The sequence below is a fragment of the Nonomuraea guangzhouensis genome (assembly GCF_019396345.1).
Classification (GTDB): Bacteria; Actinomycetota; Actinomycetes; order Streptosporangiales; family Streptosporangiaceae; genus Nonomuraea; species Nonomuraea guangzhouensis.
The window spans coordinates 1-24,247 of sequence record NZ_JAHKRM010000042.1; the positions used below are offsets into that span (position 1 = coordinate 1).

The 24,247-nt window shown below is 69.9% G+C and carries 22 protein-coding genes and 1 pseudogene; 10 read left to right on the top strand and 13 right to left on the bottom strand.

Annotated elements, in window-relative coordinates; translation table 11 throughout:
• Positions 1-80 precede the first annotated feature (80 nt).
• From KME78_RS54280 to KME78_RS54290, 3 genes are all read right to left on the bottom strand, one after another.
• Positions 81-1,523 carry an RICIN domain-containing protein gene (locus KME78_RS54280; RefSeq protein ID WP_219537904.1) on the bottom strand — a complete coding sequence of 481 codons (1,443 nt, stop codon included), beginning with the start codon at positions 1,521-1,523 and terminating at the stop codon, positions 81-83.
• Positions 1,524-1,539: 16 nt separating this feature from the next.
• A complete protein-coding gene (locus tag KME78_RS54285; RefSeq protein WP_219537905.1) occupies positions 1,540-2,949 on the bottom strand; it encodes a pectinesterase family protein in 1,410 nt (469 codons plus the stop codon).
• Between the two features lie 118 nt (positions 2,950-3,067).
• Positions 3,068-3,718, bottom strand: a complete 651-nt coding sequence (locus KME78_RS54290) for a TetR/AcrR family transcriptional regulator (RefSeq protein ID WP_219537906.1) — start codon at positions 3,716-3,718, stop codon at positions 3,068-3,070.
• 170 nt (positions 3,719-3,888) lie between these two features.
• Between KME78_RS54290 and KME78_RS54295 the strand changes: the two genes are divergently transcribed.
• Positions 3,889-4,419, top strand: coding sequence for a cysteine hydrolase family protein (locus tag KME78_RS54295; protein WP_219537907.1), 531 nt, complete (start codon positions 3,889-3,891; stop codon positions 4,417-4,419).
• Here the strand turns inward: KME78_RS54295 and KME78_RS54300 are convergent.
• Positions 4,416-5,744 carry a M1 family metallopeptidase gene (locus KME78_RS54300; RefSeq protein ID WP_219537908.1) on the bottom strand — a complete coding sequence of 443 codons (1,329 nt, stop codon included), beginning with the start codon at positions 5,742-5,744 and terminating at the stop codon, positions 4,416-4,418. The genes KME78_RS54295 and KME78_RS54300 overlap by 4 nt on opposite strands.
• A 289-nt stretch (positions 5,745-6,033) precedes the next feature.
• On the opposite strand from KME78_RS54300, the pseudogene KME78_RS54305 reads away from it, so the two are divergent.
• The 5 genes and pseudogenes from KME78_RS54305 to KME78_RS54325 form a co-directional block, all read left to right on the top strand.
• Positions 6,034-6,645 (top strand): annotated as a pseudogene (locus KME78_RS54305) (neutral zinc metallopeptidase); the annotation flags it as partial.
• Positions 6,646-6,741: 96 nt separating this feature from the next.
• Complete coding sequence (locus KME78_RS54310; protein WP_246654523.1) at positions 6,742-7,845, top strand: hypothetical protein; 1,104 nt, start codon at positions 6,742-6,744, stop codon at positions 7,843-7,845.
• Positions 7,846-7,881: 36 nt separating this feature from the next.
• Positions 7,882-9,024 carry a toxic anion resistance protein gene (locus KME78_RS54315; RefSeq protein WP_219537909.1) on the top strand — a complete coding sequence of 381 codons (1,143 nt, stop codon included), beginning with the start codon at positions 7,882-7,884 and terminating at the stop codon, positions 9,022-9,024.
• Positions 9,021-10,577 (top strand): VWA domain-containing protein, encoded by a 1,557-nt coding sequence (locus tag KME78_RS54320; RefSeq protein ID WP_219537910.1) that lies wholly within the window; start codon positions 9,021-9,023, stop codon positions 10,575-10,577. Before KME78_RS54315 ends, KME78_RS54320 begins: the two co-directional genes overlap by 4 nt.
• Entirely contained in the window at positions 10,564-11,184 is a 621-nt protein-coding gene (locus tag KME78_RS54325) for a hypothetical protein (RefSeq protein WP_219537911.1), read from the top strand. The genes KME78_RS54320 and KME78_RS54325 overlap by 14 nt, the downstream gene beginning before the upstream one ends.
• A 2-nt stretch (positions 11,185-11,186) precedes the next feature.
• Here the strand turns inward: KME78_RS54325 and KME78_RS54330 are convergent, their stop codons facing one another.
• Complete coding sequence (locus tag KME78_RS54330; RefSeq protein ID WP_219537912.1) at positions 11,187-12,467, bottom strand: glycosyltransferase; 1,281 nt, start codon at positions 12,465-12,467, stop codon at positions 11,187-11,189.
• Positions 12,468-12,476: 9 nt separating this feature from the next.
• On the bottom strand, positions 12,477-14,705 hold the full coding sequence (locus tag KME78_RS67695; protein WP_308127498.1) for a glycoside hydrolase domain-containing protein: 2,229 nt from the start codon (positions 14,703-14,705) through the stop codon (positions 12,477-12,479).
• A gap of 110 nt (positions 14,706-14,815) precedes the next feature.
• Here KME78_RS67695 and KME78_RS54340 point away from each other — a divergent pair, with 110 nt between their 5' ends.
• Entirely contained in the window at positions 14,816-15,337 is a 522-nt protein-coding gene (locus KME78_RS54340; protein WP_219537914.1) for a S26 family signal peptidase, read from the top strand.
• Here the strand turns inward: KME78_RS54340 and KME78_RS54345 are convergent.
• From KME78_RS54345 to KME78_RS54355, 3 genes are all read right to left on the bottom strand, one after another.
• Positions 15,220-17,118 carry an ABC transporter ATP-binding protein gene (locus KME78_RS54345; protein ID WP_219537915.1) on the bottom strand — a complete coding sequence of 633 codons (1,899 nt, stop codon included), beginning with the start codon at positions 17,116-17,118 and terminating at the stop codon, positions 15,220-15,222. The genes KME78_RS54340 and KME78_RS54345 overlap by 118 nt on opposite strands.
• A 237-nt stretch (positions 17,119-17,355) precedes the next feature.
• Positions 17,356-17,502, bottom strand: coding sequence for a hypothetical protein (locus KME78_RS54350; protein ID WP_219537916.1), 147 nt, complete (start codon positions 17,500-17,502; stop codon positions 17,356-17,358).
• A gap of 34 nt (positions 17,503-17,536) precedes the next feature.
• The gene (locus tag KME78_RS54355; RefSeq protein ID WP_219537917.1) at positions 17,537-17,680 is read right to left on the bottom strand and encodes a hypothetical protein; all 144 of its coding nucleotides are present in this window, start codon (positions 17,678-17,680) and stop codon (positions 17,537-17,539) included.
• Positions 17,681-17,897: 217 nt separating this feature from the next.
• Between KME78_RS54355 and KME78_RS54360 the strand changes: the two genes are divergently transcribed.
• The 3 genes from KME78_RS54360 to lexA all read left to right on the top strand — a co-directional run bounded on the left by KME78_RS54360 (position 17,898) and on the right by lexA (position 19,924).
• On the top strand, positions 17,898-18,830 hold the full coding sequence (locus KME78_RS54360) for a helix-turn-helix transcriptional regulator (protein ID WP_219537918.1): 933 nt from the start codon (positions 17,898-17,900) through the stop codon (positions 18,828-18,830).
• Between the two features lie 68 nt (positions 18,831-18,898).
• Positions 18,899-19,222 (top strand): hypothetical protein, encoded by a 324-nt coding sequence (locus tag KME78_RS54365; RefSeq protein ID WP_219537919.1) that lies wholly within the window; start codon positions 18,899-18,901, stop codon positions 19,220-19,222.
• A 42-nt stretch (positions 19,223-19,264) separates the two neighbouring features.
• Positions 19,265-19,924: a transcriptional repressor LexA gene (lexA, locus tag KME78_RS54370; RefSeq protein WP_308127492.1), complete on the top strand. Its 660-nt coding sequence runs from the start codon at positions 19,265-19,267 to the stop codon at positions 19,922-19,924.
• A gap of 46 nt (positions 19,925-19,970) precedes the next feature.
• Here the strand turns inward: lexA and KME78_RS54375 are convergent, their stop codons facing one another.
• From KME78_RS54375 to KME78_RS54390, 4 genes are all read right to left on the bottom strand, one after another.
• On the bottom strand, positions 19,971-20,273 hold the full coding sequence (locus tag KME78_RS54375; RefSeq protein WP_219537920.1) for a hypothetical protein: 303 nt from the start codon (positions 20,271-20,273) through the stop codon (positions 19,971-19,973).
• Positions 20,274-20,358: 85 nt separating this feature from the next.
• Positions 20,359-21,450 (bottom strand): ABC transporter ATP-binding protein, encoded by a 1,092-nt coding sequence (locus tag KME78_RS54380; RefSeq protein WP_219537921.1) that lies wholly within the window; start codon positions 21,448-21,450, stop codon positions 20,359-20,361.
• Positions 21,447-23,135, bottom strand: coding sequence for an ABC transporter permease (locus KME78_RS54385; RefSeq protein ID WP_219537922.1), 1,689 nt, complete (start codon positions 23,133-23,135; stop codon positions 21,447-21,449). The genes KME78_RS54380 and KME78_RS54385 overlap by 4 nt, the downstream gene beginning before the upstream one ends.
• Positions 23,132-24,178 carry an ABC transporter substrate-binding protein gene (locus KME78_RS54390; RefSeq protein WP_219537923.1) on the bottom strand — a complete coding sequence of 349 codons (1,047 nt, stop codon included), beginning with the start codon at positions 24,176-24,178 and terminating at the stop codon, positions 23,132-23,134. Before KME78_RS54390 ends, KME78_RS54385 begins: the two co-directional genes overlap by 4 nt.
• Positions 24,179-24,247: the final 69 nt, after the last annotated feature.

Here is a 24,247-nt window from a genome sequence, read left to right on the forward strand (position 1 = left end):
CGATCAGGCAAGGGCCGGCCCGGAAATCGGCAACGAGCGCCCGCGCCCGTCGGCTCGACGGACGCGGGCGGTCGCCGGGGTCAGGTGCCGATGTTCGCCTGGGGCCCCGCGTACGTCCTGAGCAGGGACGGCACGTCGGCCGCCGGGTCGAGGACGTAGGAGTAGAACGAGCTCGGGGTGAAGGCGGAGCCGCTGGTGGTCTGCTTGCCGGTGCAGTTGACCAGGATGCTGCCGCTCTGCCGGAGCTGGGCGGTGGAGTCGGGGTAGTAGGGGTCCTTGACCTTGTCGTAGTAGCTGTTCTCGATCACCATCTTGGTGGCGCCACGCGAGTAGTTGCCGTACGAGGTGATGTTCTGCAGGTAGTTGTTGTAGAGGTGGGCGTAGGCGACGTTGTCGGTGCTGGGGTTGCGCTGGTTGGTGTCGTGGATCCAGTTGTGGTGGATCGTCATCCGGGCCGTGACGTTGTCGGTCCAGCCGATGCCGAAGGACTTGTTGTTCTCGGACAGGACGTTCCAGCTCACGGTGAGGTAGCTGGTGTCCTTGCGGCTGTCGATCAGGCCGTCGTTCATGCGGGTGATCGTGTTGTGGTCGATCCAGATGTGGTGGGCGGTGTCGAGCTGGATGCCGTCGTAGTCGTAGACCTTGTCGTCGGGGTCGTCGTCGGCCATGCGGGTGTCGCGGATGGTCAGGTTGCGGATGATGACGTTGCTGACGCCGGTGCCGAGGAAGAAGCCGCCGTTGACGATCTGGCCCCTGGTGCCGACGCCGACGATGGTCTTGTTGGCGGCGACCTTGATCTCGGTGCCGTACGGCGTGACGGTGATCGCGCCGTTGACCTTGATGACGTAGGGGGCGCTGGCGGTGGCGTACGTGACCAGGTCGGCGTAGGTGGAGACGGTGACCGTGGCGCCGGCCGCGCCGCCGGTGGTGGTCGTCAGGCCGTCGCCGCTGGTGGCGGCGAACCCGTCGGCGGTGTTCGGCCAGGTCCGGCCGGCGGAGACCGGGGCGAACAGCCATTGCTTGTTGCTGTTGGCGGTGCAGGCCTCCTGGATGATCGCGGCGCCGGAGGTGGTGGAGGCGCCCTGGTCGCTCACGCACAGGCCGCTGGCCACATTGACGATCTGGTACGTGCCGGTGCCGGACGCGGTCAGCCGCCACTGCTGGTTGGGCTTGGTGCCGTCGCCGCACCCCCACTGCTGCAGCCGCAGCCCGCTGGTCGCCTCCCCGTTCGGCACGTCGAGGCACCGGCCGCTGTTCACGTTGCGGATCGTGTAGACCTCGGACCCGGCGGAGGTGAGGGCGAACTGCTGCCAGGCGTCAGCCGTGCAGCCCCACTGCTGCAACAGCGCGCCGTTGTCCTTCGAGCCACCCACCACGTCCAGGCACATGCCGCTCTTGGTCACCTTGAGCTGGTAGACGCCGCCCGCCACGGGCGTGGCCGCCAGGGCGGGAGCGGGCGCGACTCCGAGCGAGGCCAGGACGGCGAGGATGGCGAAGGCGGCCGCGCGAGCGCGGATGTTCATGGTTCTCCTCCGGAGGTCAGCCAATGGGGTTCCAGCCGTCGGACCCGGCGAGGTACTTCTGCGGGGTGTAGTTCGGCGCTTGGGCGTCGGCGAGTTGCGGGCGGTTGGAGTTCGTCCCGGCTCCCGATCCGGTGTTCCGGTACTCGAGGAAGCGGGCGTTCTTCCAGGAATTGGAGGACATGTCGGTCCATGGTTGGCCGGTGTTGATCACCGAGCTGAGCGTGGACTCCCGGTAGAGGACCTGGGCGTCGGGGCGCCAGGGGCGGCCCAGGGTGGTGGTCCCGGCCGAGGCCGCTCCGGCGATCCTGGACTTGTAGAACAGGAAGCCGTAGGTCTTCCCGGCGTCGGTGCTCGCGGCGGTGACCGGGCCGCCGGTGCTCCGCTTCTCGTAGATGTCGCAGTTGTCGAAGACGATGGTGCCGCCGCCGAAGATGAAGTCGACGGTGCCCTCCACGTACGAGCCGGCGACGTAGGCGCGGGCCGAGTTGTTCACCAGGAACGTGTCCTGGTCGCCGAGCAGTCGCACGTTCGTCAGGCGGGCCCGGTCGGCGGTCAGGTTGAGCGCCACCGCCTGGTGACCGCTGACGTTCGGGTTCTCGTCGAAGTCGTTGGAGATCGTCAGGTTGGTGGCGACGAAGTCGTGGCCGTCGATGAACGCGGTCGCGCTGCCGGATGTCCCGTACTGGCCCGCGTAGTGGTTGTTAACGATAACAACACCGGCCGCCGAAGAACCGAGGCCCTGAAGCGTGATGTACGGCTTGGTCGAGGGGATCCGGACGATCTCCCGGTACGACCCGGGCGCGATGGTGATCGTGACCCGGCTCGCGTTCCCGGCAGGCACGGCGTCGATGGCCGCCTGCACGGTCCGGTAGGTGCCGGAGCCGTCAGCCGCCACCGTGGGTCTCGCCGCGGCGGTGAAGGCCCACTGCTTGTTGGTGTTGGCCGTGCAGGTCTCCTGGATGATCGCGGCGCCGGAGGTGGTGGAGGCGCCCTGGTCGCTCACGCACAGGGCGGTGGCGACGCTGACGATCTGGTACGTGCCGGTGCCGGACGCGGTCAGCCGCCAGTGCTGGTTGGGCTTGGTGCCGTCGCCGCAGCCCCACTGCTGCAGCCGCAGCCCGCTGGTCGTCGCTCCGTTCGGCACGTCGAGGCACCGGCCGCTGTTCACGTTGCGGATCGTGTAGACCTCCGACCCGGCGGAGGTGAGGGCGAACTGCTGCCAGGCATCAGAGGTGCAGCCCCACTGCTGCAACAGCGCGCCGTTGTCCTTCGAGCCACCCACCACGTCCAGGCACATGGCACTCTTGGTCACCTTGAGCTGGTAGACGCCGCCCGCCACAGGCACGTCCGCGGCCCGCGCCGGTGCTCCCCAGGCGATCGCGGTCGCCGTGAGCAGGGCGAGGCCCGCGAGTAACCGTACGAACATTCGCGTTCTCCTTCCTCGTCGCCACCGAGAAAGGAGCACCGCAATAGGTATGTCAAGTCAACAAACTAAATAAGCCCGGAAAGCGGAGGTCGGGGGTGAAACTTTCAGGTGGGAGCGGTCACACGGCGTCGCCCGGCCGAGGGGGCGCGAGCAGGCCGTCGACGACGTCGCGGAGCGGGCCGATCAGCTCGTCGGCGGTCGCGTCGGCCAAGGGCCGCAGGCCGACGGCGGATCGTACGACGGCGATGCCGACGCCCAGCGCGACCAGGAGTTCGGCCCTCAGCAGGCGTTCGTCGTCGTCCCCCGCCGCGCCCGAGGCTTCGAGCACCCGCCGGCTGAAGTCCCGCAGGGCCTGCCTGCGCAGGCTGTCCACCCGCTCGTCGCCGGAGACGCGCAGCAACAGCAGCACCGGGTGCTCGCCGAACTCCGGCCAGGCGCCGGCCGCCAACTGGCGGCTGAGGGCCTCGGCGAGGGCGGCGCGGTCTTGCGGGAACTCGCCCGCACCCCCCAGGAAGCGGGGCGTGCCGGCCAGCGCCGCCTTGAACAGGCCCTCCTTCGAGTCGAAGTACCGCTTGATGAGGGCGAGGTTGACCCCGACGTCGGCGGCGACGTCCCGCAGTGTCGTGCGGTCGTACCCCAGGCGGATGAACCGGTCGCGCGCGGCCTGGAGGAGCGCCTCACGGGTCGCGGCCGCGTCCCGCCGCCGGCGCCCTCCGGCGGGCTGTCCGGCGGCGACGTCCGCGGACCCGTCGGTCTTTCTCGCCGCCACCGGCGACCTCCCTCGCGACGTCATCGAGCCGGGAACTCCGGCATGTCACCGCAGCATAGCTCTGCGACGCCGGCAAGTAATCACCGGTTGACATGATGCTATGCTGCCAAGTAATCAGCCGATGACTTATTTCCGGAAGGGCAACAGTGGCCAAGCAGGCTCTCCTCGTCATGGATGTCCAACGCGCCGTCGTCGACCGTTACCCCGATCCCGCCTACCTGCCGCGCCTGGGCGAGGCGATCGGCGCCGCCCGCGCGGGCGGCGTGCCGGTGATCTATGTGGTCGTCGGGTTCCGCCCCGGGTGCCCGGAGATCAGCGTCCGCAACAAGATGTTCGGCAGGCTCGCGGGCGGCACGTCACCGGCCGGCGACGACGACCAGGCCACCCAGATCCATCCGGACGTGGCACCCGAACCGGGCGACATCCTGGTCACCAAGCGACGCGTCAGCGCCTTCGCCGGCAGCGACCTCGACATGGTGCTGCGGGCCGGCGGCATCGATCATCTCGTTCTCACCGGCATCGCCACCAGCGGCGTCGTGCTGTCCACCGTGCGCCAGGCGGCCGACCTGGACTTCGGCCTCACCGTCCTGGCCGACGGCTGCCTCGACGCCGACCCGGAGGTGCATCGCGTACTGACGGAGAAGGTGTTTCCCCATCAGGCGGATGTCACCACCGTGGCCGGCTGGGCGCTGACGGGTTAGATGCGGTGCGTGGTCCAGAACGAGGTCAGGTCGACCGTCGTGGCGGCCTGGGCGGCGGCCTTGAAGTCGGCCACGGTGGAGATGCCGTACCAGTGGGAGGCGGCGTAGTCGTGCAGGAGCGTCTGCATGGCCGACGTGCCGATCAGGCGGCGCAGGTCGTGCAGGGCGCACTTGCCGTAGGTGTAGACGACGGTGCCGTACCTGCTGGAATGGGCGTCCCAGTAGGCCATCGAGTTGCTGATCCGCTCGGCCGATGACTGCCAGGAGACGCTGTTCCAGCAGTTGGTGCCGGTGACGCCCCGGTACAGGTCGGTGGCGTAGTCGGCGAAGGACTCGTCCAGCCACGGGGTGTTGTACTCGTCGTCGCCGACGATGCCGTACCACCACTGGTGGGCCAGCTCGTGGGCGAGCGCGGTGGAGCTGACCAGGTCGAGCACGAACCCCGGATACTCCATGCCGCCGAACCAGAAGTTGTTGTCCAGGACGATGTCGACCTCGCCGTAGGGGTAGGCGCCGAAGCGGCCGGCGTGGGCGACCAGCGAGCCCGTGGCGGTGGTCATCATCGAGGCGGCGCTGGCCGCGCTGATGCCGCTGACGCGGTAGACGTTCACGGTGACGCCCGTGCTGGTCGTGCCGGTGGTCTTGGCGAACGCGCCCGCTCCCCAGGCGAACTCACGGACGTGCGTGGCCGTCGCGGTCGTGATCGTCCGGCCGGCGCTGCCGGGCGTGTCCACGGAGGTGCCGGTCGCGGGCACCAGCAGCGAGCTTGGGTGGTCCAGGGTGACGCGGTAGTCGCTGGCGAGCTGGTAGAAGGACTCGCCGTTGTTGGTGTAGGGGTCCAGGTGCCAGCCGGCGCCGTCTCGTACGGCCAGCACGGGCAGGGCGTTGCCGATGAAGTTGTACGCGCCGTCGTGGCCGAACCGGTCTGCGCCGCTGGGTACGACGATGCTCAGGTCGAAGCCGACCGAGCCGTTCTGTCCTTTGGCGAGCGGCGTCGGGAGGGTGATCTTCAGTGCCGTGCAGGCGACGGTCAGCGGGCTCGCCGTGCCACCGCTGACGTTCGTGACCGTGATCGGGGTGGACGGGCAGCTTCCGTGGTAGTTGTCCCACAGACGCAGGTAGACCTCGTTGAGGGGGTCGGCGGACAGGTTCGTGAAGCTGACGCTCTCGTGGCCGGTCCACGTGGTGCCCGAGGAGTTGCTGGTCAGAGTCACGGTGTAGGTGGGCGACCCTGGGGTGCGGGTGGCGTCGGCCGCCTGGGCGGCGGTGGGGAGTCCGATGAGTAACGCGGCGATCGCACAGAACGTCAGCGTTTTTCGGATCATGGGTTGGCTCCTTGTGTGACGCTAGGGCCCCCGATCTGCCGACGAAACGTAACTTCCTTCGCCACACCCGTCAATATCTGTGACAGGAAGGGTTACGCGCTGACATGACCGTAACTGCATGATCCACTAGGGTGCGTTCTCATGCGCATTCTCGCCGCCGCCCTGGTCACTTTCTTATCGCTGACCGGCACCGCCCACGCGGCCCCCACCCCCCTCCCCCTTCACGAAGAACCCGCTCTATCAGACGGGCAAACTCCCCGCCCAGACGTGCGAAGAGCCTGAGGTCAACCAGGATCACGACGCGATCCGCCTGTACGTCGAAGCCATTACCGCATGCCAGGAAAAGGCCTGGTCGACGCAGGTGAAGAAGGCCGGGTTCCGGTATCAGAAGGCCAAGGTGGTCGTGAAGTTCGGCGATCGGATCAAGACCGCCTGCGGCGTCTACCACCCGGATGACGTCTACAGCCTCTACTGCATCCCCAACAAGACCATCTACCTGATGCTCACCGATTACGGCCTGGCCGACGAGCTCGACAGCCCGGGAATTCTGGAAAGCCTCTCCATCGGCTACGGATATCACGCGCAGAACATGGTCGGCATCGTCGACCAGGAAGATCGAGCCGTCAAGAAACTGCCCAAGGCCAAAGCCCTCGCGCTCACCACCAAGGGCTCGCTCCAGAGCATCTGTTTGGCCGGCGCGTTCATCGGCAGTGTCTGGGATTCGCTGGGGCACTCCCGTGCGCACGGCTCCGAGTACTTCATCAACCGGCACGCGGTGGAGGGAAACTACAAGGGGTTCGGAACGGCGAAGAACCGCGTCTACTGGCAGCGACGCGGCTTCGACGCGGCCTCGCCGTCGGCGTGCAACACCTACACCGCTCCCGCCGCCAAGGTCAGCTGAACCAGCGGCGACGCTCCGTGAACGGCGGGTGAATTCTGCCGTAAGCTCGCCCTTCCACCGCGCACCGCCGACAATCGCCCTCCCATAATTCCAGTCATGGGGGGCCATTTCACGAAATGGGATGCGATGAAGCGGTGGATCGGCGTGGCTCTGGCCGCCGTTCTCGCCGGGGTGGTGGCGGTCGCGATCATCATCGGGAACCAGGGGCCCGGGGTCACCGTGGTGCGGGGGGTCATCGGCTCGGAGAAGCGGCCGTTCTTCGACGATCCCCGGGTCAAGGCGGCCTTCGCCAAGCACGGGTTACAGGTCGAGGTGGACACCGCGGGGTCGCGGCAGATCGTCACCGACGTGGATCTGAGCCGCTACGCCTTCGCCTTCCCCTCCAGCGTCCCGGCGGCGGAGAAGATCAAGCGCGATCGCCGGGCCACCACGACGTTCTCGCCGTTCTACTCGCCGATGGCGGTGGCCACCTTCGAGCCGATCGCCGGACTCCTGGCCAAGGTGGGGGTGCTCACTGATTCCGGCAAGGGCTACCAAACCCTAGATATAAAGAAATATCTGGAGTTAGTAGCCAAAGGCACTCGGTGGGATCAGATTCCCGGCAATTCACTTTATAAGGCGCGAAAGCGCGTACTGCTTACCACCACTGACATCCGTACCTCGAACAGCGCCGCGATGTACCTGTCGGCGCTCGGCTACGTCGCCAACGGCGAGGACGTGATCAGCTCCGACGCCCAGATCGCCAAGATCGCGCCCATCGTCGCGCCGGTCGTGCTCGACCAGGGCTTCTCCGAGACCACGAGCGAGGCCTCGTTCGACGACTACCTGGCGCTCGGCGCGGGCAAGACGCCGATGCTGGTCGTCTACGAGGCGCAGTACCTGTCACACGTCTTCGCCGCGGACGGGGCGATCAAGCCGGACATGCGGCTGGTCTATCCCTCGCCGACCGTGCTCAGCAAGCACACCCTGGTCCCGCTGGCCGAGCCGGGGACGCGGGTGGGCCGGCTGCTCACCGAAGACCCCGAACTGCTCGCGCTGGCCGCCGCGCACGGCTTCCGCACGACGAACCCCCGCGCCTTCGCCGACCAGGTCGCCAAGACCGGGGCGCGGGCGGCCGAGCTGGTGGACGTCGTCGAGCCGCCCACCTACGAGCGCCTGGACAAGCTGATCACCACGGTCGACGCCGCGTCCCGCCCGTAGCCAGACCTTCCGACCTTGAGCAAGGAGATCCCCCACGTGTCCGATCTGGTGCTCACGCCACCCGCGCCGGTCACGCCGGTACCGGTCGAGACGGCGGCCACCATGCTGCCGCTGTCCGGCGAGCGCGCGACCGAGTTGGCCGCCAAGGCCCAGGACTTCGCCGGTGAGCTGGACGGGCTCGACCCGCGCTCGCCGGAGTTCGCCCGCAAGGTGCACGACATCTCCTCGATGGGCGACACCGAGATCAGGTCCGCATCCCAGGTGGCCAACCGCATGCTCAAGCGGCCGGTCGCGGCGCTGAGCGCGTCGCGGGGCGAGGGCGCCGACGCCCAGGCCAGGGTGGCCGACCGGCTCGTCGCGCTGCGCCGCACCATCGTGGATCTGGACCCCAAGCAGGCCGCGAGCGGGACGCGCAGGTTACTCGGGCTGATCCCGTTCGGTGACCGGCTGCGCGACTACTTCGCCAAATACCACTCGGCGCAGAAGCACATCGACGACATCATCCGCGCGCTCAAGTCCGGCCAGGACGAGCTGCTGCGCGACAACGCCGCCATCGAGGGCGAGAAGGCGAACCTGTGGGAGGCGATGACGCGCCTGCAGGAGTACGCGGTCATGGCCAAGGCGATCGACACCGCCCTGGAGGAACGCATCGCGCTGGCCGACGAGCAGCGGGCCACGGCGCTGCGCTCCGACGCGCTGTTCGCCGTACGGCAGAAGCACCAGGACCTCCTCACCCAGCTGGCCGTCTCGGCCCAGGGCTACCTGGCGCTCGACCTGGTACGCAAGAACAACCTGGAGCTCAGCAAGGGCGTCGACCGGGCGACCACGACGACGGTCGCCGCACTGCGGACGGCGGTGACGGTGGCGCAGGCGCTGGCCAACCAGAAGCTGGTGCTCGACCAGATCACCGCGCTGAACGCGACCACCAGCGACCTGATCCTGGCCACCAGCGAGATGCTGCGCACCCAGGCCGGAGAGATCCAGAACCAGGCCGCCTCGACGACCGTCGACCTGGACACGCTGCGCAAGGCGTTCGACAACGTGTACGCGACCATGGACCAGATCGACACGTTCCGGGCCCAGGCCGTGGACAGCATGGCGGCCACCGTCGACAGCCTGGGCGCCGAGCTGGCGCACGCCAGGACATACCTGGAGCGGGCCCAGGAGTCCGCCCAATGAGAAGGACGCTCACGGCCGTCGCGCTGGCGGCGGCCCTGCTGGCCGGCGGCTGCTCGGCGGGAGATGACGACTCCGGCGACGGGCCCGACGTGCTGCGGGTGCTGGCGGGCAGCGAGATCAAGGACCTCGAACCGCTGCTCGGCCGGGCCGCCGACGAGATCGGGGTGCGGGTGCGGCTGACGTACACCGGCACGCTCGACGGCGCCGAGCAGGTCGCGAGCGGCCGCGCCGACAGCCGGTTCGACGCGATCTGGTTCTCCGCCAACCGCTACCTGTCGCTGATCGACGGCGCCCCGGCCAAGCTGTCCACCCAGACCAAGATCATGGCCTCCCCCGTCGTGCTGGGGCTCAAGCCGGCCAAGGCCAAGGAGCTGGGCTGGGACCGGGGGCCGGTCTCGTGGACGGACATCGCGACGGCGGCCAAGGGCGGGCGGTTCAGCTTCGGCATGACGAACCCGGCCTCCTCCAACTCCGGATTCTCCGCGCTGGTGGGGGTGGCGGCCGCCCTGTCCGACGCCGACGGGGCGCTCAGCGCCGAGCAGGTCAGCACGGTGACGCCCAAGCTGAAGGAGTTCTTCTCGGCGCAGCGGCTGACGGCGGGCTCGTCGGGCTGGCTGGCCGACGCCTACGCCCGCGACCCCCGCGTCGACGGCATGGTGAACTACGAGTCGGTCCTGCTCGGCCTGCGCGACCCGCTCACCCTCGTCTATCCCGATGACGGCGTGGTCAGCGCGGACTATCCGCTCACGCTGCTCGCCTCCGCTCTTGAGAAGAAGAAGGAGCTGTACGGCAAGCTGGCCGCCTGGCTGCGTACGCCGGCCGTGCAGAAGGAGATCATGACGGGCACGCACCGGCGGCCCATCGTGCCCGGCGTCGCGCTGGATCCGCGGTTCGGCTCGGCGCAGCTCATCGAGCTGCCGTTCCCGAACCAGCGCCGCACCGCGGACGAGCTGATCGCCACCTACCTCGACCAGGCGCGCGTACCCGCGGAGGCGCTGTTCGTGCTGGACACCTCCGGCTCGATGGACGGCGACCGCATCCAGGCACTGCGGCAGGCGCTGATCGCGCTGACCGGCGCGGACACCTCCGCCTCCGGAACGTTCTCCCGCTTCCGCAACCGGGAGACGGTGACGATGATCCCGTTCAACAGCCGAGCGGGCACACCGGTGCCGTTCACCGTCCCCGAACGCGACCCGGCGCCGGTGCTGGCGCGGATCAAGCAGTTCGCCGAGGGGCTGAACGCGTCCGGCGGCACCGCGATCTACGACAGCCTCACGGCCGCCTACGACCGGCCCGCCCTGCCCGGCCACTACTCCTCGATCGTGCTGATGACCGACGGCGAGAACTCCAACGGCTCCGGCTACGACGACTTCGCGACGCGCTACCGGCTGCTGCCCGAGGCCCGGCGGCACACGCCGACGTTCGTGGTGCTGTTCGGGGAGAGTGACGTCGAGGAGATGCGCAAGATCGCGACGCTGACCGGCGGGGCCGTGTTCGACGCGCGGTCCAGCTCGCTGAGCGGCGCCTTCAAGGAGATCCGTGGGTATCAGTGACCGGGTGCTGCGGTACCTGGGCTCGACCAGGAACATCGTCGGCTCCGTGCTGGCGCTGCTCGGCCTCGCCGCGCACTTCCTGGGGCTGGCGGGGGCGTTCTGGCCGGTGGTCGTGGCGGCGTTGTACGGGGTGGGCGCCCTGCTCGCGCCGCCGGACCGGGTGCGGCTGACGATCTCGCACGCGGAGGTGGAGACGGCGGGGTTGCGGGCCGACCTCGACGCGCTGCTGCGCCGGATCGACCGTCGCTTCCCCGCCGACGTGCACACGGCCGTGGACGCGCTGGCCGAGGTCATCAGGGGCGTGCTGGGGCGGGCCGAGCAACTGGCCTCCTCGCCGGACCAGCTGCACGTCGTGTCGCAGACGATCCGCAGCTACCTGCCCGCCAGCCTGGAGGCGTACGCGAACCTGCCCCGGGGGTACGCGCTGACGCGGCGGGCGGACCGCGAGCGGAGCGCGCACGAGGAGTTGCTGGCCCAGCTCGCCCTCCTCGACACGCAGCTACGCAGGGTCTCCGACGCCATTCACCGCGGGGACGAGCAGGCGCTGCGTGACCAGGGCCGCTTCCTGCGGGACCGGTTCGGCGGCTCGGACCTGGACCTGGACTAGCGTCAGGCGGTGTGACGGTAGATGGTGGGCGCCGTCTCCGGGAACAGGCCGTCGAACACCGCGGCCCGGTCGAAGGCCATCGCGCGGGTGCGGGCGCGCAGCTCCAGGTCCTGCCGCTCGGCGGCGGACATGTCCAGCACCACCCGGTCCACGGCCGCGGCCAGACCGGTGATGTCCCCGGGCTCGACGATGACGGCGGTGTCGCCGACCGCCTCAAGGGTGCCGCCCGTGTCGGTGGTGATGATCGGTCCGCCGCCGGCCAGCATCTTCTCGGCCAGCGCGATGCCGAACGTCTCGACGAAGTCGGGCTCGGGCTTGGTGGGCAGGGTGTAGGCCGCGCAGCCGCGCATGAGCAGCGACTTCTCGTCATCGTCGACATCGGTGAGGAAGACCACCCGGTCGTCCTCCTTGGCCATCGCCCGCACCTCCTCCAGCGAAGGCCCGGTGCCGGCGACCACCAGTTTCACCCGCGACCGGCAGCGCGTCCGGCCGAAGGCGGTCACCAGGTCGTGGATCCCCTTGGCCCGCGTCACCCGGGACAGGAACAGGATGTACCCGTCACGCTCCAGGCCGCGTCGCGTGAGTGCGGCGTCCACGCGCGCCGGATCCCGGTCGAGGAAGGCGGCGGAGTCGATCGGCGGGTAGCTGACGGTCACCCGGCGCCGGCATTCTTCGGCGAACCTGGTGCCGCAGTAGGCGTCCACCTGCTCGGCCGAGGCGATGATCTCGTCCCGGGTGTACTCGGAGACCGCGACGACCTCGTCGTTGGCCAGGAACGTGGTGAACAGCACGGTCGCCGCGCCGAACCGGCCGTCCCGCAGGCACGACCGGATCACGTTGGTCACGTCGGAGCCGACCGCTTTCGCCACGGTACGCACGTCGGGCGCGAACCCGGCCGCGCGCGCCGCCGCGACCGCGTCGATGACCACCGCGGTGTGCGGCACGAGGTACATGGACAGGCAGGTCGTGGCCACCGGCTCGGCGAGCAGCTCGACGAGGCGGCCGGTGAGGCCGGCCAGGTGCCGGCCGTCCGGCACCCGGTAGTCCCCCACCGGCTCCGGCCGCTCCACGGTGATCCCGGCGCTGTACGGCAGCAGCCGGTCCAGCGGCTTGAGCGGCAGCCCGGCCGCCCGCAGCGCCGGAATGGGCCAGGTCAGCAGCCGTACCTCGTCGAACCCACGGGTCAGCGCCACCTCGGCGAGGTTACGGGCCTCGCCGGAGTGACCGCAGATGACCGGGTCGGCCCGGACCACGATGACGAGACGGCGACGGGGGTGGATCATCGTGCTTCCTCAGGTGTCGCGGGAGGGATTTGACAGGGACGGCGGGCGGATCCCCCGTCCCCAGGCCGACGGCTCCGGGCCCAGCCGCAGGTGCAGCAGGCCGCCGCGGTGCACGGTGACGGCACTCAGGTGTGTCGCGTGCAGTGGCTTGCCGTTGAGGGTCGCGGACTGGACGTACTGGGCCGGTGGGTCACGATCGATGCCGTCGACCCCGATCGGCGTCTCACGGTGCCCACTGGTCTCGATGACGAACTCGTTGCCGCCGGCCCGGAGCACGGCCCGGGGGAAGGCGGGCGCGTTGACCAGGAACAGGTTCTGGCCGGCGATCGGGAACAGCCCCAGCGACGCCCAGACGTACCACGAGCTCAGTCCGCCGGAGTCGTCGTTACCGGGCAGCCCGCCGGGTCCGGTGCCGAACTGCCAGGTCAGCGCCGCGTGCACCACCTGGGCGGTGCGGTCGGGGCGGCCCGCGTAGTGGTAGGCCCACGGCGTCTCCATGTCGGGCTCGTTGTTCAACCCCTCGAACCGGTTCAGGGCGTATCCGGCCCTGATCTCCGCCGCCCGCGGGCGGCGGCCGGGCTGCGTCACCGGCACGGCCCCGAAACCGAAGAACCTGTCCAGCTTGTCGATGAAGGCCCCGTCGCCGCCGGCCAGGGCGATCCTCGCGGCCATGTCGTGCAGCAGCCGGAACGAGTAGTTCCACTTGCCGCCCTCGTAGAACTCCGAGTCGCGCAGCAGCCCCGTGCCCGGGTCGAAGGCGTTGGACCACTGTCGGCCGCGCTCCTCGAGATCGTCGGCCAGACCCCGGTCGTTCAGCGCCCGGGCGACCTGGGCCGTGCAGTGGTGGGCGTAGGCGAGGTCGAGGGTGTGCGTGATCGGGTGCACGACTCCGTGCTCGAAGAAGTCTTCGCCGTACAGACGGTGCAGGTCGCCGACCATGTGCACGAGCGCCCAGTTCCAGTCCAGGCCGGTCCGGCCGAGCGCGTGGGCGTCCGCCAGCGCGGTGTGGACGAGCGCGCTGGCCTGGCGGAAGAACCGGTCGGCGCCGCGGGCCATCCGGTAGCCGATGGGGAAGTTGCCCTCCTCCTCGCAGACCCGGATCAGCGACTCCAGCAGGTCCGCGGCCCGGTCCGGGGCGATGGCCGCGAGCAGCGGCAGCTGTGTCTTGTAGATGTCCCACATGGTGCACACGTCGAACGCGAACGGTCCGGGCGTCGGCCAGAACGGGCTTTCGTCGTCGGCGAAGCAGGGCTTGATCAGCGCGTGGTAGAGCGCCGTCGCGAGCACGGTGCGGCGGGCCGGCGTGCCGCCCTCGACCTGGACGTGGTCGAGGTGCTCGTGCCAGCGGGCCCGGGTCCGGGAACGTACCGCGTCGAACGCCGGCTGGGCATAGCCGCACTCGCGCTCGAGGTTCTGGCGCGCCTGGTCGCAGCCGCGCAGCGAGAACCCGAGCCGCACCTCGATGGTCTGCCCCGGCGCGGCCGGGCCCATGAAGAGCAGGCCGAACGGGCGCAGCGTGGTGTGCCGGATGCTGTCGAAGTCCAGGCGGGTGCCGCCGTCGATGAGACGCCGGTCGTACCAGAGCATCTGCCGCCAGCCTGGGCTGTCGACCTCCACGTACACCGACAGCGGGACGCCTTCCATCACCACCGTGCCCTGGGCCCGGCCGTGACCCATGCTCTCCACCTGTGCCCGCAACGGCACGGTCCGGCCGAGCTCGATGGCCAGGCCACCGCAGGACAGGTCGATCACCACACGGGCGCTGCTGTGCTGCGGGAACGTGTAGCGATGCACCGCGACCTTGGGGCCCACGGTGAGCTCACAGCGGACCCCGGTGTCCAGGGTGGCCGCGTAGTAGCCCGCCTCCGCCACCTCGTCGTGCAGCGGCCACGCCTCCCCCAGCATGTCCAGCGGCTGCACCATCGGGGTGACGCGCACGTAGTTGTAGTACTTGCGGATCGCGCCCGTGCCGGACTGCTGGAAATGGGTGAACCCGGACGCCTGCAGCCGCTCGAACATCTCCTCGGGCACGCCCTCGGTGTTCTTCGTGTAGCGCCCGTAGCCGGTGGGGTAGGCGCCCGAGTAGGCACAGGCCGACACCATGCCCAGCGGCGAGGTGGCACCCGGGTGGGTGTTGCCGACCTGGGGTTTCGGCCACCACCAAGTGGCGGCCAGACCGCGTGCCCTGGGCAGGTCGGTCGCCGCTGTGCCGATGAATGGGTCAACGTTGTCAAGGATGGCGGGACTCTACCCAGCGGGCGCTCACCTTGGGTTTCGAGGAGGTGAACTGCTTGGTTCGACGGTATTAAGCCGACGGGTATTGATCGTTTTCGCCTAGAGTGAGGCTCGTGTGGTACGCGTTCATCCTCGTGGCGGTGCTCGTCGCCGTCCTGGTCGCGGCGGTGGTCGTCGCCCGGCGCCGGTTCGTGGTCGTGCGGGTGAGCGGGATGAGCATGTGGCCGACGTACCGGCCGGGTGACCGGGTGCTGGTCCGCCGTGCCGCCGCGCGTGAGGTGGGGCGCGGTGAGGTGGTGGTGTTCGAGCCGGCGGGACGCACAGGGTGGAGGACGGGTCCGCTGCCCGCGCCACAGGCCGCGGCCTGGGTCATCAAGCGGGTGACCGCGCTGGCGGGCGACCCGGTGCCGGCGGACGTGGTGGCGGCTGTGCGGGCGGAGCCGGGGGCGGCCGTTCCCGAGGGCGCGCTCGTCGTCGTGGGAGACGGCACGTCGAGCGCCGACTCCCGGATTTGGGGCTACCTGCCGGCCGACCGAGTGCTGGGCGTGGCCGTGCGGAGGCTGTCCTCGGGCCCGCCGTCGCCGGGCCCGCCGTCCCCGGGCGCATCGTCCTCGGGCGCGGGGCCGCGTTCGTAGCCGCTGGACTGCAGGGTGAACAGGCGGGCGTACTCGCCGCCCGCCGCCATGAGCTCGTCGTGCGTGCCGCGTTCGACGATCCGCCCGTCGCTGAGCACCACGATGAGGTCGGCGTCCCGTACGGTGCCGAGCCGGTGCGAGATGAGCACGCTCGTCCTGTCGCCGCGGTAGCGCCGCAGGCTGCTGTGCACCTCGTGCTCCGCCTCGGCGTCCAGGCCGGAGCTGGGCTCGTCCAGGATGAGCAGGTCCTGGCGCCACCGCATGAAGGCGCGGGCCAGGGCCAGGCGCTGCCACTGCCCGCCGGACAGGGCGACCCCGGCCTGGTCGTCCCGGTCGCCGAAGACGCGGCTGAGCATGGTGTCGTACCCGCGCGGCAGTGCGGTGATCACCTCGTGGACGCCCGCCTGGCGGGCCGAGTCGTGGACGCGGTCATGGTCGGCGGCGGCGGTCAGGTCGCCCAGCATGATGTTCTCGGCGGCGGTGAGGTCGTAGTCCATGTAGTCCTGGAACACCGCGCCGATCCGGCCGCGCAGCTCGTCCGGGCTCGCGTCGCGCAGGTCCACCCCGTCCCAGCTGATCTGCCCTTTGACCGGGTCGTACAGCCGGCACAGCAGTTTGACCAGCGTGCTCTTGCCCGCGCCGTTCACCCCGACGAGGGCGACCGTGCGCCCGGACGGGATGAACAGGTCCACCCCGCGCAGGATCCAGGGATGCTCCTCGCTGTAGCGGAACCACACGTCGCGTAGTTCGATCCCGTCGCGCAACCCGGGCAGCGGGGTGGGTTCGGCCGGAACGGGCAGGTCGGGCTCGGCGTCGGTCACGGCCGTGTAGTGGCCGAACATGAGCAGGGCGTTGTGCGCGTCCGCCCACTGGCTGACGATCGCCGTCAGGGCCATCTGCACCCCGGCCACGGCCGCGACGAACACCGTCACGTCGCCCACGCTGATGCCTCCGGAGGCGGCGCTGAGGATGGCCCACAGCAACCCGCCGGCCGCCACGACGCTGCCGAGCAGCGCCATCATGCCCTGGCTGCGCAGCGTGCGGCGATCGACGTCCCGTTCGGCGCGGTTGACGCCGCTCACCTCGTCGAGCATCCGCGTGCGCAGGTAGTCGCCCAGGCCGAACAGCCGCACCTCCTTGGCTGCCTCCGGCCTGGTGAGCAGGTCGCCGAAGAACACTTGGCGGCGCATGGCCGGGGTGATCTGCCACATCACCTCGGCCCGCTCCCGGCTGAGCATGAGCTGGACGCGGAGCGAGGGCAGCGCGGCGACGACGATGACGGCCACCATGACCGGGCTGACGGCGAACAGCGTGACGACGAAACCCGACAAGGTGATGAGTGCCTGGCCGATCGTCAGCGCGCCGACGACCAGCCGGTCCGGTGCGTTGTGACTCGACTCGTACGCCAGCCGCAGGGTGTCGTGGAAGGCCGGGTTCTCGAAGCGGCTGAGCCCTGGATGGCGGTTGACGGCCCGGAACAGCCGGTCGTAGATGAGCAGGCGCAGCGATCTACGCAGCTGCGCCTGCGCGTACACCGACACGTGCGGCAGCACGATGACCGCCAGGCCCGCCAGGCCGAGGCCGACCCCCAGCGGCACCAGGGCGGCGGCACCCTCGCCCATGGCCAGCGCGTCGAGCACGAGTTTCGTCAGCCAGGCGGTCGCGACCGGCGCCGCGCCGGCGAGGACGCCGAGGACCGCCGCGGCGACGGTCGCCGCCGGATGGGCCGCCCAGGCGAGGGCCGCGGCGACCCGGACCCGCCCGAGCGTGGAGTCCGCCATGCCGGTCAGACCTTCGCGGGAATCGACAGCGTCGGTCCGTCGCCTACGACGGCGGCCACGAGGTAGGGCATCGGCGTCCCTTACGGTTCAGCGGAGCGGGGTGTGTACGGGCACGAGGTGGCGAAAGGAGCGCATGTGGGATCCCGCTGGAGAATGCGAGGAGCACGGCACCGGCGAAGGACCCGTCCGGTCGGCGCCGTGCTCCTTTGTCATCAGCGATGCTCAGGGCTCACATCATCACAGGTGGCAGTACTTGGTGCCGGAGTAGAGGCAGCACGTCATCCGGAGGATGGGGTCCCACCAGCAGGGTTCGGCTCTGGCGGTGGTGGAGGGCAGGAGCCTGTCGAGTAGACGGTCGCTCATCCTGTTGAGAGCACGGAACATACGGATTCTCCTCTTGGTGCGGACCGGCTCTGGCTTAGACGCCGCAGTACGTCCTGCCGGCGATGATGCAGCACCTGAAGCCGGAGGGGTGCCAGTAGCACACATCGGCCTCGGCGGTGGTGGAGGGCAGGAGCCTGCCGAGCAGACGGTCGCTCATCCTGTTGAGAGCACGGAACATAGGGATCCTCCTCGTGGTGCGGACCGGCGGCTGGGGATGCCGGTGACAGCCGACATAGGCGATATGGGTGATCATCTATGCCGACAGCAGGACAATAACGACTGACGATCAACGGGCGTAAGCATGCGGGACTGGCATCAAACTGCACGACTGCGCAGTTTGCTGCCAATCCGCAGGCTTACCGCGTCGGCCCCTGTCGCACTGTTCGGAGCCACACATGAGCCTCAGTAGTCTCGGATTGACCGCGCTCGACGAGACCGTGTACCACGCCCTCTTATGCGGCGGTGAGGCGACGGCGGGCGACCCGGACCTGGTGGACGTAGGCGCGGCGCTGGAGCGGCTGGTGGCGCTGGAACTCGTGCGGCTGGATCCGGACGGCCGGCCCGTCGCCATTGATCCGGAGATCGGGATCAGCCGCCTGATCAGGCGGCGCCTGCTGGAGACGAGCGCGGAGCAGCGCCGCATCGCGGACGCCTGGAAGGCGCTGCACCAGCTGAGCGCGGAACGCCGCGGGCCCGACCGTACGGTCGCGATCGAGCGGATCGACGGCATCGACCTGATCAACGAGCGGATCTGGTCCCTGGCGCTCGACGCGCGAGAGGTGCTGACCGTACGGTCCGATCGGCGGCGTCCCCGCCCGGACCTGCTGCCCGCCTACCTTCACCGGCTCGGCGAGGGCGTCCGCTGGCGCACCATCATCCCCCGGAAGAGCCTGGCCGACCCGGCCCTGATGGAGTACAGCCTCACGCTGCACCGGGCCGGCGACCACCACCGGCTCGTCGACGACGCCGGGCAGCAGATGGTGATCGTGGACCGTTCGGTGGCCTTCGTCCCCGCCACGCCGGACGACGACTCCCAGAGCGTCCTGATGATCTCCCAGGCGGGGGCCGTCGCGACGATGGTGGACCTGTTCGAGCGGGTATGGACGCACGCGGCGGACCTCGAACCCCACCCCGCCGCCAGCCTCACCCCCAGGGAGCGGCAGGTGCTGCACCTGCTGTCCAGCGTCGACAAGGATGAGATCGCGGCCAGGGAGATGGGCGTGAGCCTGCGGACGTACCGGCGGCACGTGGCCGACCTGTTCGACCGGCTCGGCGCCGCGAACCGCTTCCAGGCCGCCCTGCTCGCCAAGCAGCAGGGCTGGCTCTGATCGACGGAGAGACAAAATCACGCTCGCCACTTGTGAAAAGCGGCATCCACCGACGATCATGAACGTCCATGACGAAGAAGATCCTTTCCGGCGTCGCCGGCCTCGTTCTCGGCACCGCCGTCCTCGTCGGTGGCACCGCCTCCCCCGCCGCAGCGGTGGGCGGCTGCTCCAAGACCGCGAGCACCGACCACTCTGTGAGCGTCCGTTGCACCACCGGGCTTGAGACCTATTTCCGGGTCTACGGCTACTTCTGCTCCACTTCGTCCTGTTCCTACCTACCGGGCGGCATTGCCGTCAAGGGTGGCGTAAGCAAGGCCAGCAGCGGCGGCGCCTACTACAGCGGCAAGTGGAAGGTGAAGGGCTGCTACGACAGCGGCCCCGACGACTGCTGAGTCGCCGGGCCTGGACCTCCGCCTGACGTTAGCATTTCGTACGTGACCACCTACGACGATCCCGACGCGTTCGAGTACCTGGACTTCTCGGCCCTGCCGCAGCGCCAGCAGCGGATCCTGGCCACGATCCGGGACTGGGTGGTCAGGCACGGGTATCCACCGAGCACCCGCGAGATCGGCCGCGCGGTCGGGCTGCGGTCGTCCTCGTCGGTGTCGAAACATCTGAAGAGCCTGGAGGAGCAGGGCTTCCTCCGCCGGAGCACGACGATGACCCGGCCGATCGACGTGCGGCTGTTCCTGCGAGCCGCCGCACCGGAACCGGCCGGCGACGTGGTGACCGTGCCCGTGGTCGGCGACATCGCCGCGGGCAGCCCCATCCCGGCCGACGAGCACCTGGACGACAGGCTGACCCTGCCCCGCGATCTCACCGGCCGCGGCAATCTGTTCGGCCTGCGCGTACGGGGCGATTCGATGATCGACGCCGCGATCTGCGACGGCGACATCGTCGTGGTGCGGCAGCAGCCCGAGGCACACTCGGGCCAGATCGTCGCCGCGATGATCGACGGCGAGGCCACCGTCAAGGTGTACCGCCGACGCGACGGGCACGTCCACCTCGAACCACGCAATCCCGCCTACGACATCATCGACGGCGACGACGCCGCGGTGCTGGGCATCGTCGTCTCGGTCCTGCGCAGCGTCTGACCACCACGCCGGCCCATCGCCGAGGGCCGATGGGCCGGCGGGCGCCCTACTTGGACACGTCCTCGCAGCGGACCGTGACCAGCGCGAAGAACACATGCGTCTTCGCGTCCTGGGAAACCACCGACTCGAACACCGAGCAATCCGTGAACCCATGGTTGAGCGCGTTCTGCCTGGCGGCGGTCTCGGCGTCGGCGAGCGCGATGTTCTCGTCGAGGTTTCTGGCGAATCCGTCGAACAGCGCGCCGATCTGGGCATTGGCGAAGGCGGGCAGCGCGGTGACGGCGGCGCCGGCGACGACGCCGGAACCGGCCAGCGTCGCGGCAGCCAGCGCGACCAGCAGTTTCTTCATGGGATCTCCCCGTGGTTCGATTGATGGGCTACGCCCGATAGGCGTTCCATCCCGTTCCATCGGTCACCGGACGCCCCGCCGAAGATCAGGACTTGACCAGCGCGTACGCCCGCGCCGGATCGATCCCCACGGTCACGTTCGTGCCCTCGGCCAGCAGGCACCGCGGGTCGGGTCCCGGTACGGTCACCGCCAGCGTGCCCGCGCCGGTCTCGACCTCGTAGTCCACGCTGTGCCCGTGGAACGTGGCCCGCAGCACGGAGCCGATGCCGCCCTCCGGAGCCGCGGTGAGCGAGAGGGTCTCCGGCCGGAGCATGAGGTAGGTGGCGGCGTTCGCCCGCACCTCGGGGTGGGCCGCGACCGTCAGGTCCCGCCCCAGCGCGGTGACCGCCGCGCTGCCCGCCTCGACGCGCGCCGGGACGACCTCGATGAAGTTGGCCCGGCCGATGAAGTCCGCCACGAACACGGTCGCCGGCCGGAAATAGATGTCGGCCGGACTGGCGGCCTGCTCGATCCGGCCCTTGTTCATGACCACGACGCGGTCGGACATGGTCATCGCCTCGTCCTGGTCGTGCGTGACGTACAGGCTGGTGATGCCGAGCCGGCGCTGGATGCGGCGGATCTCGGCGCGCATGGCGCCGCGCAGCTTGGCGTCCAGGTTCGACAGCGGCTCGTCGAACAGCAGCACCTCGGGCTGGACGACGAGCGCGCGGGCGAGCGCCACGCGCTGTTGCTGGCCGCCGGACAGCTCGTGCGGGCTGCGGTGCTCAAGGCCGACGAGGTTCATGCTGATGAGCGCGATGTGGAGTGCGGAGTCCAGCTCGTCCTTGTCTTGGCGCCGGGTCCGCAGGCCGTACGCGATGTTCTCGCTGACGCTCAGATGGGGGAACAGGGCGTAGCTCTGGAACACCATGGCCATCGGGCGGCGCTGCGGCGGCAGGTGGTCGATGGTGTCGCCGTCGAGCCGTACGTGCCCGCTCGACGCCTCCTCCAGGCCGGCCACGATCCGCAACGTCGTGGTCTTGCCGCAGCCGGAGGGCCCGAGCAGCGTGATGAACTCGCCGGGCGCCACCTCGAGCGAGACCGAGTCGACCGCGACGACCGGCTCCCTCCCTTGGGGAGTGAACGCCTTGGTCAGGCTGTCGAGGCAGAGGCGGCCGCGCCGGGTGTCGTCCGTCATCGTTCGTACCTTCCTGAGACACGGTGAAGGGTGGCGGTGCGGCCGACGAGCAGCCGGATGATCCCGAACCCGGCCAGGACGAGCGCCGTCAGCACCGTGCAGTAGGCGAAGGCGACGCCGTAGCGGCCGGTGTTCGCGGCGCTGAGGATCTGTGACGTGATGATGTGCGTGCCGGGGGTGACGAGCAGGATGATCGTCGAGAGGGAGGTCATGCAGCGCGCGAAGCCGTAGCCGAGCCCGGTCAGCAGGGCCGGCCGGACCAGTGGCAGCGTGATCGTGCGGAACGTCCGCAGCGGCCCGGCGCCGAGGCCCTTCGACGCCTCCTCCAGGCTCGGGTGCAGCTGCGACAGCGCCGCCGTGCCCGTACGCAGCCCGGCCGGGACCGACCGGACGACGTACGCGAGCACGATCGCGACCGCTCCGCCGGCCACCGCGCTCCCGCCCACGAGGCCCGGCAGCACCTCCAGGTCCCCGACGTAGCGGCTGGGCCGGTAGGCCAGCAGGTAGCCGATGCCGAGCACGGTCCCCGGCACCGCGACGCCCAGCGTGCCGGCGAAGTCCAGCCAGCCGCCGGACCGCGGCAGGTGCCGGACCGCGAGCCAGGCGATGAGCAGGCCGAAGACGCCCGCGATCGGGGTGGCGATCGCGGCCAGCAGGGTCGTGTCCTTCAGCGCCTCCTGGCCCACGCCGAGCAGCACCTCGCGCAGGTGGGTGAAGGTGAGCGCGTAGTCCACGCCGAACACCCGCGTGACACCGCCCGCGATCACCGTCCCGTAGAGGGCCACGATGACCAGGGAGACGAGCACGGCCAGCGCCAGCACGGGCCAGCGGGCCCAGCCCGTGATCAGGTGCACGGCGCCGGACGGCCTGCCGGTGACCGTGGTGCGGACCTTGCGGCTCAGCCAGTACCGCTGTGCGACGAACACCCCGATGGAGGGCACCAGCAGGATCAGGCTGTAGACGGCGGCGCTGGTGGTGTCGTACTCGCCGGTGACGGCCAGGTAGGCGCGGCTGGCCAGCACCGTGTAGTCGCCGCTCACGACGAGCGGGTTGGCCAGGTCGGCGATGGCCTCCACGAACAGCAGCAGGAACGGGCCCGCGAGCCCCGGCGCCAGCAGCGGCAGCAGCACCGTGCGGAAGACCCGCCACCGCGCGGCGCCGAGGGTCATGGCGGCCTCCTCCATGGCCGGATCCAGGCTGCGCATCATGCCGAGCAGGCCCAGGTAGGCGACGGGGAACAGCGACAGCGACAGGACGAACACCAGCCCGTCGAGTCCGTAGATGTCGTACTCGAGGCCGAACAGCTCGTGCGTCACCAGCCCGCGCCGGCCGAACAGCACGATGGCGGCCGTCGCCACCGCGAAGGGCGGGCTCACCACCGGCATGAGCGCGATGAGGTGCAGCACCTTCTTGCCCGGCACGTCCAGCCGGGCCTGTACGAAGGCGAACAGGAAGCCGATCGCGGTGCCGGCCAGGCCGACCAGCACGCCCAGGACCAGCGTGTTCCACAGGATCCGCAGGTCGGTCGAGGAGGTGAAGAACGCCACGTAGCGCGGCCAGGCCTCCGGCGACAGCGCGGTCCCCAGCACCGCGCCGATCGGGAACACGCTGCCGACCAGGACCAGCGCGACGCAGGCGATGATCGCGACCAGCACGCTCGTCTCGCGACGACGCCGACGCGTCACGACTTCGGCGCCTTCGCGATCTCGGAGTCGAACCGCCGGGTGAGCTCCAGCTTGTGCTCCCCCGCGGCGGTGGTGTCGTAGTCGATCAGCTTCAGCGCCGCCAGGTCGGCGCTCTTGTCCGACCGCTTGGCCCTCGGGTTGGTCGGCACCTGGTACGACCGCACACTCGGCCCGATCTCCTGGGCCGCCGGGGTGAGCGCCCAGTCGATGTACTTCTTCGCGCTGACGGGATCGTGCGCCCCCTTGATCAGCGCGACCCCGCCCACCTCATAGCCCGTACCTTCGGCCGGGAAGGTGACCCGCAGATCGGGGAATCCCTGCTCCCTGGTCGCCACGCAGTCATGGGAGAAGACGACGCTCACGCCGACCTCGCCCCTGGCGACCTGCTGCGCGGGAGAGACGCCGGACTTGCTGTACTGCAGGACGTTCGGGTGCAGCCGCTTCATGTACGCCAGCGCCTGGTCGACGTTCCCGCCGTGGAGCGTGACCTGCGTCCACAGCGTCGTGTACGCGGTGCCCGAGGTGGACGGATGCGCCATGCCGACGTCCTGCTTGAGCGCCGGATCCAGCAGGCCCTGCCACGACTCGGGGGCCTGCAGCCGCTTCTCCGCGAGCACCTTGGTGTTGGAACAGAAGCCCAGGACGCCGACGTACACGCCGGTCCAGGTGCCGTCGGCGGCCTTGTACCTGCCGGGGATGGCGGCCGCGTTCGGCGAGACGTACTTGTCCAGGAGGCCGCGCGCGGCCGCGGCGGCGTAGCCGTCTGCGGGGCCGCCGTGCCAGACGTCGAACTCCGGATCGGACCTGGCGGCCTGGATCCTGGCCAGCGTCTCGCCGCTGGACAGGCGGACGAACTCGGACTTGATGCCGGTGGCGGCGGTGAACGCGCTCGTCATCGCCGCGCACCACTCCTCCGTGGCGCCGCAGGCGACCACGACCTTGCCGGCGTCGGCGGTGGTCGCGGTGCCGGCCGCGCGGGCGCACCCTGGCAGCACGAGCGCGCCGGCGAGGAGCAGGGATGGGGAAAGGTACCGAGGAACCATGGTCGACCACCTCTTGTGGGCCGAGAGCTACCGTGCACCGAACCTAAGCCGCGCGGCGGGAGGCCCCGG